Source organism: Bacteroides stercorirosoris, from assembly GCF_900142015.1.
Taxonomy (GTDB): domain Bacteria; phylum Bacteroidota; class Bacteroidia; order Bacteroidales; family Bacteroidaceae; genus Bacteroides; species Bacteroides stercorirosoris.
In genome coordinates this window covers 20,161-30,727 of record NZ_FQZN01000049.1, presented here as the reverse complement: position 1 = coordinate 30,727, position 10,567 = coordinate 20,161, and the positions used below count along the sequence as shown (strand labels likewise).

Annotated in this window: 6 protein-coding genes; 3 read left to right on the top strand and 3 right to left on the bottom strand. The window is 44.0% G+C overall.

Annotated features, from left to right (window positions below; all coding sequences use genetic code 11):
• Positions 1-201: 201 nt before the first annotated feature.
• From BUC01_RS23055 to BUC01_RS23045, 3 genes are all read right to left on the bottom strand, one after another.
• Positions 202-1,443 carry a nitroreductase family protein gene (locus BUC01_RS23055; protein ID WP_025834677.1) on the bottom strand — a complete coding sequence of 414 codons (1,242 nt, stop codon included), beginning with the start codon at positions 1,441-1,443 and terminating at the stop codon, positions 202-204.
• Between the two features lie 37 nt (positions 1,444-1,480).
• Complete coding sequence (locus tag BUC01_RS23050; protein WP_073315000.1) at positions 1,481-3,079, bottom strand: aspartate:alanine exchanger family transporter; 1,599 nt, start codon at positions 3,077-3,079, stop codon at positions 1,481-1,483.
• An 83-nt stretch (positions 3,080-3,162) separates the two neighbouring features.
• Positions 3,163-6,363, bottom strand: coding sequence for a S41 family peptidase (locus BUC01_RS23045; protein ID WP_073315002.1), 3,201 nt, complete (start codon positions 6,361-6,363; stop codon positions 3,163-3,165).
• A gap of 622 nt (positions 6,364-6,985) precedes the next feature.
• On the opposite strand from BUC01_RS23045, the gene BUC01_RS23040 reads away from it, so the two are divergent.
• The 3 genes from BUC01_RS23040 to BUC01_RS23030 are packed head-to-tail and all read left to right on the top strand — an operon-like array spanning position 6,986 to position 10,079.
• Positions 6,986-8,233, top strand: coding sequence for a site-specific integrase (locus BUC01_RS23040; protein ID WP_025834679.1), 1,248 nt, complete (start codon positions 6,986-6,988; stop codon positions 8,231-8,233).
• Positions 8,234-8,240: 7 nt separating this feature from the next.
• Entirely contained in the window at positions 8,241-9,032 is a 792-nt protein-coding gene (locus BUC01_RS23035) for a helix-turn-helix transcriptional regulator (protein WP_025834681.1), read from the top strand.
• A gap of 54 nt (positions 9,033-9,086) precedes the next feature.
• Positions 9,087-10,079 (top strand): phage/plasmid replication domain-containing protein, encoded by a 993-nt coding sequence (locus BUC01_RS23030; RefSeq protein ID WP_025834682.1) that lies wholly within the window; start codon positions 9,087-9,089, stop codon positions 10,077-10,079.
• Positions 10,080-10,567 lie beyond the last annotated feature (488 nt).

The window sequence follows — 10,567 nt, the reverse complement described above, 5'->3', positions numbered from 1 at the left end:
AAACCTAAACGAGGTTCGATTTCTGAGATTTTTTGTATCTTTACCATGTGTTTTTAGTTTAGATTACCCCCGTTTTGGCCGTCAAACCGTTTTTTAGGGGGAATGCTTAAAGATACAAAAAAGGCAACTAACTCGCAATGAATTAGTTGCCTTAAATTTTATTATTTTAGGAATATCCCTACTTACCGAACTTAAAATCATTTATTTTCCTTCTGTCCAGCGTTCATAGTGCACATTCTCCGGCTTCCATTTATCTTTCGGAAGCGGATTCTCAGCCGGATATCCTATCGGAACTACATTCAGAGGAATGATATGTTCGGGCAGATGCAGGATTTTCTGAACTTCTTTTACCCGTTCTTTTATGGGGTAAACACCTGTCCACACGGCACCTAACTCCAGTCCTTGTGCTGCCAATAATAAGTTTTCAGTTGCGGCGGAAGCGTCCTGTACCCAGTAATCACTGCCCGCACCACTGATCGCCTTCGACAAATCTCCACATACGACGATAGCTAGTGGAGCCTCTTTTGCCATTTTTGCATAGGGAAGGGTAGTGCCCAGTTCACTTAATATTTCCTTTTCTTTGATAACGATAAAAGCCCAGGGCTGTTTGTTGGTTGCCGTAGGCGCAGCCATGGCGGCTCTCAATAGTTGTTCCACTTTTTCTTCCTCCACTTCTTTAGGCAGATAGGAGCGGATGCTGGTTCTTGCATGAATACTTTCAAGAACCGAAGGTTTATTATCCTGTGTCATAATAGGTTCCTCCTTATTGATAACTTGATTGTTTTTTGGCTGGATGGATAAAGCAGTCACTACTATAACTAAAGCCAGATTGAAAAAGTTCAGCACATATCGCATCGTTTGTGGTTTGGGCTGCTTGGAAAAGTATGTGATAATTAAGGTACAAACAGCAATGCCAGCCAACAATCCCAAGAAGAGTAGCCAGTCGAAGCTGAAAGAAGAATTCGTTTCCTCCAGTGAGTGCTCTTTTGCATACTCCATCGCTTTCTGTACAGACTGTATAATGGCGGCGGAAGACTCCGTGGCACCGGATATTCCGTCTACCTCTTTGTTTAGCGCCTCTTCCGGCGACAGATTATCCCATTGTCTCAGCAGGCCGCTGTTCCGCACTTTGGCAAAATAGCTGGGCGTTTCTGAGTTTTCCAGAGCTACTACTTTGATAATGCGGTTATCTTTCATATAGATTTCAAGCGGTACGTTTCCGCCGTAACCATTGACATCTTTGGTTATCTGCCGGGTAGATACTATTTGTATTCCGTCATCTGCTTGTCGCAGTATGCCGGTATTTCCGCTTTGCTTTTCCGTTTCATTTTCATTATCAGGAAGGATATTCCGGAACTTGTTCTCTTTGCAGATGGTTACTGCCAGAATTAGAAAGAAACAGGTTATCAGGCTGATTATTGATTGGGCTTTTGATGCTTTCATATTTAGTTGCTATTTATATTAGTTGAATGCTGGATTGTCAATATACCGCAGATGCGATTATCTGTATGAACAGGATAAGGAATACCATTGCAATAGGATAGACCGTAGCATAGGCCACACTCGGAATATTGCTGTCAGTCATGGAGTCGGCGGCAGCGAGTCCCGGTGTACTGGTCATGCCGCCGGTAATGGTGCCCAGCAGATCGAGTATGCTGATTTTGAATATGAATAGTCCGGCAAATACAGCCACCAGCATCGGCACCAGTGTGATTGCGGCACCCACCCCGAACAGCAGCCACCCGCTTTCCTGGAACGTCGCCACCAGATTAGTACCTGCCGACGTGCCTACTTCGGCAAGGAAAAGCAAAAGTCCCAGTTGCCTCAATAACTGATTGGCGGGGCCGGACATGGACCACAGGATAGGGCCTGTCTTACCAATTGCACTTAAGAATAAAGCTACTATCAGGATACCGCCCGTCAGTCCCGGTGAAAACGATAACCCACCGGGGAAAGTGATATTCAGCTTGCCGAATAATACACCCAATACAATACCCATCGCAATGGGGAAGAAATCCGTATCCGACAATTTTTTTGCATTGTTTCCCAACAGGCGTGCCAGCCCTTTAAGTCCTTCTTTTTCTCCTACCACCATCAGTTTATCACCGAATTTCAAGGTCAAATCGGGAGAAGGAGATAAGTCGATACCGCTTCGGCGAACACGGGTTACGGTGCAACCGAAGTTTTTCATCAGGTTCATATCTCCCAACTGCTTGTTAATCATGTCTTTTTTAGTCAATAATAAAGACTCTATTTCCTGGGTGGCTACCAATGGCAACTCGCCTTCTTCACGTTCACCAATCAGAACGGCAAGCTGGTTCAGCGCTTCTTCGCTGCCTACTGCCTGTATATAGTCATTTTCGTGGAGCACGGTCTGTGCTGTCGGGATAGAGATCAGTTCTCCGTGTTTATGACGTGAGATGACAGCTCCGGTCATGGCGCGGGCATTGATTTGCATGAGGCTACGGCCGAATACGGAAGGATTACTGACGCGGTAGATGCAAGTGGTCAGTTCGGGGAATTGTCCTCGGCGTTCTTTTTCCAAACGACGGGCTTCCTTATCCAGGTCGATGCGCATGATTCGGGGCAGCAGTTTCACAAACAAGATAACGCCAATCACACCGAAAGGATAGGCGATACCATAAGAAATGGATGCTAGGGGAGAGTTTGTACTGTCGATAGCTACGGCAAGTCCCGGTGTACTGGTCAGTGCACCGGCTATCAGGCCTACTACACTTGGCGTGTCGATATCAAAAAGATATTTCAGACCGACGGCTGTCAGTGAGGCTGAACAGATAATCAGCATGGTGATTATGATCAGCGTTTTTCCCTTGCTCCGGAAGGAGTCGAAGAAACCTGGGCCCGCCTGGATGCCGATGGTGAAGATGAAAAGAACCAGTCCGAAGTTTCCCAATTCTTTGGGGATGACTACTCCGAAATGCCCGAATAGCAGAGCGATGAAGATGACTGCTGAAACGTCCAGCGACAATCCTTTGATTTTGATTTTTCCTAACATGAAGCCTAATGCAACAATAAGGAAGAGTGCGAAATAAGAGGAATTGAGTAGGTCGGTAAACATGAATTTAGAGGATTTGTTATATTTCGCGCAAAGGTACGTAAAAAGAAGCCAAGTTCATAACCTGGCTTCTTAATAATCACTATCTAATGTAGTTGTTTCAATAATTCCTCCACCGCCGTTTTAAGTTGCGTATCTTCACCTTTTATGATTGTCTCGGGTGAATTGGCAACCTTCACATCAGGTTCCAACTGTGTGTTTTCCAAATAACTTCCATCGGGCAGGCGATAGCCCACCACCGGGATGCCGAATACGAGCGTCGGGTCTTGCAGACGTTCCCACGACACGCTGGTCATAGTGCCCGGAACCGGCATACCCACCAACTTGCCTAACTTCTGATGACTGTATACCCACGGCGTGCCATGCGCATTGGAGTAGTTGGCTTCGCACATCAGCATAATGGACGGCTTGTTCCAACGGCGGCTGGGCATATCGCAGGACTCGCGGCCGCGAACCACTTGCGTGAAGTACTTTTCGCCACTGAACAATATCTCTATATCTTCGTGCAGGCGTCCGCCGCCATTGAAGCGTGTATCTATCACAATCCCTTCACGGTTGTTGTATTTTCCCAGAATGTCCGAGTAGATGGAACGGAAACTGTCATCACCCATCGACTTGATGTGCACATATCCCAAGCGGCCGCCCGACCATTTGTCAACATCTGTCGCACGCTGTTTCACCCAACGCTCGTAGAGCAGTTGGTTCAGTTCGCTGTCTTTGATGGGGATTACGACCTCTTCCCAACGTTCTTTGGTCTTGGCATTATACAGCGAGACAAGTGTTTTCTTCTTGGCCTTGTCATTGAGCAGCGTGTAGTAATCCGTTTCGGGAGTAATCTCCGTACCGTCTATCTTTTCAATGATGGCGCCCGCTTTCACTTTGGTATCGGCTTTGTCGAACGGGCCTTTTTCCAGTACTTCGGCAATGAGCATGCCTTTTCCCTGATAGTTCCAGTCGAAAAGCAGCCCCATGCTGGCTGTCGGCTCGCTTTGGCTGTCCGGATAGAAGCGTCCGCCGGTATGCGACACGTTCAGTTCGCCCAGCCATTCGCTCAGCATTTCTGAAAAATCGTAATTATTGTTGATGTGCGGCAGGAACTTGCGATAGGCTGCCGACATGGCATCCCAGTCCACACCGTGCATACTGGTGTTGTAGAAACGCTTCTGTTGCTGTTTGTACACGTGGTCGAACATATATTCGCGTTCGGCAGCCAGATCCAGTTTCAGCTGGGCAAGGTATTTCACGGGTTTGAGTTCATCGGAAGCCAGATTCATCTTCTGCATATTTTTACCGTTCAGGATGAAGAGGTTCTTGCCTTCCTTGTCCATTTCCATAGATGCCCACCCGGCGTCTATCTTGTGGAGTAGTTTGGTTTCTTGCTTGCGCAGATCCATTTTCCATAGGTTGCGCCCGCCTTTTGTACTTGCCAGGTAGTAAAGGGTTTTGCCGTCTTTGTCGAGGATGGCGCTGCCCATTTCAGAAGAGTTGGGAGTAAGACGCACGATGCGGTCTTCTATATTCTTTAGTTCTACCATGATATCTTTCACTTTGCTGCTGTCTTTCTCCTCTGTCTTTTTCCGGTCGGTGGTCGCTGCTTTGTACAGTTCATAGTCTTCTTTGCTCAGGCTGAATTTGTCGTAGGCATCTTGATTGAGGAATACCAGCATGGCGTCGTCCAGCGAACCCCATGAGGCATGTGCCCGCATACCGTAGCGTTCGGTCACAAAAAGAATGGCATTACCGTCGAGTACAAAGCTGGGCGAACCGCTGCTGTAACCGCTATTGGTCAGATTGATGATTTCACTGTCGCCCTGTGCGCTTACAAGACCTATATCCGAATACGGGTCGTGCTTGTTTCCGATAAATTCGAGGGTGAACCATTTGCTGTCCGGAGACCATGCATAGTCAAAGCCGCCGCCGGTGCTATACCAGGTGGAACCATCGGTAATCCGTCGTAGCTTCTTGGTCTCCAGGTTGAACACCATGAGACGGTTGCGGTTTTCGATGAAGGCAAGTTCTTTGCCGTCGGGAGAGAACTGCGGGTGAGAGCGCTCTATGGTGGTGGAGGGGAGTAGTGGCTCTTCTTTTATCAAGGTTGCATTGGGGAAGTTCGGGTCTTCTTCCCTGACTATCTTTGCCAGATAAATTTGCAGGTTGCCGTTGCGTTCGCTGTCATAAGCCAGAGTCCGGTTGTCCGGGGCGAATGAAAGGTTGCTTTCACGTGCTGCCGTGCGGGTGATTTGTTTGGTGGTGACATAGTCTGCCGATGTGACGAATACTTCACCCCGCACGATGAAAGCTATTTGCTTGCCGTCGGGTGACAAGGTGGCCGAAGTTGCCTTATCAGTATATTTCAGGTTGGCAATTTGCGGCTGGTCGTCGCGTATGATTTCCACATTTATCTTCCGGGGAGTGCTCCCTGCTTGCTGGGTGTATATTTCTCCGTCGTATCCATAACACAAAGTGCCGTCGTTGCTCATCGAGAGGAAACGTACGGGGTGGGTTTTGAAGGAGGTGACCGCTTTCACCGATTGGGGCTGGGAGAGCGGGAAGGTATATACGTTGAATGAACTGCCGTCACGTTCGCTCAGGAAGTACACGGTTTCTCCGTCCGGTGCTAATATCGGATTGCGGTCTTCGCCTGCGTGGTTGGTGAGGTTGGTGTGTTTGCCTGTTTTTACGTCGCACATCCATACATCCCGGGTTATGGAAGAGGTGTGATGTTTTCTCCATTCATTTTCACCTCCCTTGCGGTCCTGGTAGAAGAAACGGTTGCCGGATTTGTCAAAGCAGACGGCTTCGGCAGGTGTTCCCAATACTTGCAGTGTACGTCCGCCGGTTGTGGGGACTTTATAGAGTTCGGTCATTGAGGCTGCGGGAAAGAGGGCGCTGGTTGCCGGGTCCTGGATGGAGGCGGAAAATAAGATATATTTGCCGTCTGGTGTAAAGGCGGATGGGAGTTCGTTGGATGAGTGGGTGGTCAGCCGTTGGGCGGTTCCGCCGTTTGCGGGCATTACGAAGAGGTCGAAATTCCCGTTTCTGTCGCTGGCAAAGGCTATTTGTTTACCGTCCGGCGACCATATGGGGGTACACTCGTAGGAATCTTGAGTGGTGAGCTGTGTGGCTGTTCCGCCTTTGGCGGGAACTTTATAGATGTCTCCTTTGTAGCAGAATACAATTTCCGTTCCATCGGGTGAGATTTGTAAGTCGCGCATCCAGAGAGGAGTAGCTGCATAACCGGTTATTGCCGTAAAACCGAGGGCAATGTAAGCAAGGATTTTCTTCATAAGTATGTTCAGATGAGTGTTTGTGCAAATATAAGCAATTAGGTTGTAAATATACAAAAAGTATACTGTGATATTGAAGCTGATCTTTGCTTTTTGTATGTTTGCAGGTATCTGCATGGGTGTGATTTTCTTCGTTTATTGATAATTCATTAATGCTATAGTTTAAACCTCAGTTTAAACAGATAACAGAAACTGTTGCTTTCATAAAATTATGGTTGACTTTTCGCGTCAACTACTCCACATTAAGTAGAGATTTATAAAAGCAAAAAGCATCGATAACCTTGCGATTATCAATGCTTTATCGGTAGTCGGGATGACAAGATTCGAACTTGCGACCACACGCCCCCCAGCTGTTGAAAGAATATTGGTATTCATTGGTATTTGGTTATAAATCAGCGATAGAATACCCTGTGAGTGAGGTGCTATGTTGTATCAACTCAGATTAAGTAAGGTGAGAAGTGTAATGAAAGTGTAATCGAAGGGTAAAAATAGCCTTGCATGGACAAATGGAAATGTAGTCGAATAACTCATCTTCCACTCTATGAACTACGGAACTAAATTAGTATATTTGTATCATCCTAAGGTACTTAAATCAGTAGGTCAAACATTAAACAATTTAGTTATGGCAAAATTTAATATTGTCGCTTACAAAAGTAATCAAAAGAGAGACGGGAGTTATCCTATATGTCTAAGAGCTACAAAAGAGGGTAAGAGGAAATATATCGACTTGGGTCTAACCACTCAAGAAAACCAATGGGACGAAAGTACAGGACGTTTCAAAAGGGATAAGCGGTTAAATCCTACCTATGTAAGAGATAATAGTTTGCTGAACCACTATGAGGAGCGGAAAGACAGTATCCTAAGAAAATTTGCTGAGGAACGAATAGACTGGACTTTGAACCTGTTTGAGGAGCAATTTTGGGGTATGTCTAAGCAAGGTAAGGTTTATGACTTCTTTATTACTCAAATAGAGAATCTAAAGGCAACCAATCATATTGGCAATGCCAAAGCGTATGCACGTACTCTCCACGTAATGGGTAAATATGATGATAAGATAGAGGAACGACTGTTTCCCGAAATCGACATCAAATATGTAAATGCGTTTAATGTTGCTTTGGAAAAAGATAAGTGTGGTGGCAATACACGCAAGTATTATATGAAAACTCTACGTGCTGTATTAAACAAGGCAATAAAGGAGAAGGAGGCTTCGCTAAGTACTTATCCATTTGGAAAGGGTGGATTTGAAATTAGTACACTGGAAGAGGAGACACGTAAAAGATACCTGTTGTCAGAAGACTTAAACTTGATAAAGAACTCCCCACAGCAAAACTTCACAATGGAATATACACGGAGATTGTTCCTGTTTTCCTATTATTGCTTTGGTATCAGTTATGTGGATATGGCAAGTTTGACCACCCATAACATAGAAAAATTGGAAACAGGTGAGTATATCGTTTACAAAAGACAGAAGATTAAGAACCAAAAAGGGGTAAAGTCCATCAAAATACCTTTGACTGATACTATAAGGGGGCTGATAGAGTGGTTTGGAAAGAATACCCCTCTTATTGGTGACTATTTAACTCCTATCATAACACGGGATTATAGCGGTGAACAACTGTATGAACATATTCGCTCCCGCTATGGACGTTACAATAAGAATCTTAAGAAATTGGGCGTTGCATTAGGTATTGAGCGTCAGAAGTTAACCACCTATGTAAGTCGTCATACAATGGCGATGACATTGCAGAGTAACAAAGTGCCTCGTGAGGTCATTAGTCAAGTAATGGGACATAGCAACCTTGAAACAACAAATGTATATCTTGATAGCTTCGAAACAAGTGTAGTGGATGAGGCTGCAAAACTCCTCTAAACAAATAATGAGAATAGAAACGAATATGCCTTTAAGCAGCTTAATAGAGAAGTTGCTTAAAGGGGAAGCAGCAGAAGTCCATGATGAGGATTTTCGTACCTATGTGGATAGTAAAATGGGAAATAGCCATGAGGCATTCCAACAGGCTTTAATCGAAATAGAGGGTGCCATAGACGATTGGAAGTGTTCCTACTTCATTTCAGTATATGATGAAAGAGTGAATGCCTATCGAACGGGTAATACCCAATGGACTCCACAAGATTTGGATGATTTATTTGTGGAGGAAGAGTGTTTGCGTAAAGAGGGTAAAACAGCTTTGACGGTTGATTACCTCTATGATGAGATTGAAAGGATGGGCTTTATAAATGAATATCATCGTGATGCAATGGATATGGCACGTCTGAATAATGATATTGACCTCCTAAAGAATCAATGGGAAGATTTGGTATTGGCACAAATAAGGTCATTAGAAGGAATTATTAATCAAATGCTGAGTACAGCCTCAACAGAACCTAAAGCAGAAAAACAGAAGACCAGTAGACCCGAAAAACAACCGATAGACCCTCCCGAAGTATTTGGGGTTGACATGTGTTGTGAAATAACAGGCTATAAAAAGAATACCATCTATAAGTTGATACACGAAAATGAAATACCATGCTTCCGCCCTGGAAACAATGGTAGAAAGGTTATGTTCCGTCTTGAGGAAATATATCAGTGGATGACAAAGCGTAAACAGGAATCCAATCAAGAGTATATAGAAATTATGGATAAACGGCTATTGGCTCGTAAAAATAAATAAATAATAACCCCAAATTATTGGGAGTTTTGTATATATGTAAAAAAAACAAAGGCTATGTATGATGCGGTTAAATTGCAGTTAAAAAAAGAAGATATAGGGGATAAATACAAGTGGGAGGCTGTCTTCCAAAGAATTTATCAAGTTTGTGATTTTAAAAGATTTGATGGTGGATTTGGCTATGTGGATGGATTACGTGTATCTGTTACTGAGAATACAGTCAATATAAAAGGAAGTCTCTCTAAATATTTCTATGGAGATAATATTATGACCCTAACTTTAGCTCATACTAAAGAGGCTATAAAGCGGTTAGGGAAAGAACTCAATCTACCTATAGATAAAGCTGATGTTATGGAGGTGGAGATTGCCGAAAATTTAGAGGTGGATAATCCTCCAGAGCTCTATATCTCTAAAATGAAATCGTTAGGTACTTCCCATCCTAACAGATGGGAGAGTGGGACAACCTATTTTCCTATAATAAAAGGTTCTATGCTTCGGCTCTATGATAAAGGCAAGGAATCCCGGCAGAGGGGCAAGCGTCGCCATAAGCGAGAAAGCTGCCCTCTGCCGGAGGGAGAGAAGAAAAATTTGTTGAGGTATGAAATGCAATTCGGAAGAACGAAGATTAGACAGGTGTTTGGTCGTCGGCTAAAGGCTTGTGATTTATATAATAAACAAGTCTTTTGGCAATTTATTGCGGAGTGGTTTGGTGCTTATGAGGATATAGGTAAAATTTCTGACAGGCTCTTTGATATACCCTTTGAGCAGATAAAGTCCACCAAGGACATGGAAGACTGGTGTATCTGTATAGCAAATACTGTTATTAATCTCCCTAATTTCATTAAGGAACAGTTGTTTAAGAATAGAGAAAATCCACAGGATATAGATGCTCAATATCATAAAAGGATACAAGACAGAATGAAGAAAGCCCTCCAACACTTTGAACAACAGATGGGGCAGTCTGATTTGGTAATAGAGCTAAATAAAAAGATAGAGGATTACCTGACATGGAAGTTTACGGAGTCTCCCGATGCTTATGATAAGAACTAAATAATAGAAGTAAAGGCTATCACTAAAATAGAGCGTCTGTAGGAAGCAATACGAGATTCTAAATACAGATGCGGAACCTTGTGCTCAATTAGGTAGTAAGATTTCAATAGAGGACTGTAAGAGGAGGCTAAGAAGTGATGAGGCTGTTGGTGTACAGTCGATAGAGTAAATGTTGTTCATTATCAAAGAAGAATAAGGGCTAATAAATCCTCACCGCATAGTGATGAACTTATGTGATGATAGTGTATAGCATTATAGAGGTCTTACAATGTAGTGGAGTGAAAATATCGTATATCACCTAAAAACAGATGAAATATAATGGAATAGTAAGGTATAGTTGGAGTGCTGGATATGGTGATGAGGCTATTTCGAGGCATCCATAAAAGATTAGACATCCTGAAATGCAACAGCCTCATCGGACTTCCTCCTATAAAATCTTGTGCACTATCAATAATTGAGTAAATTTGTTCCACGACATCCCAAAAAAC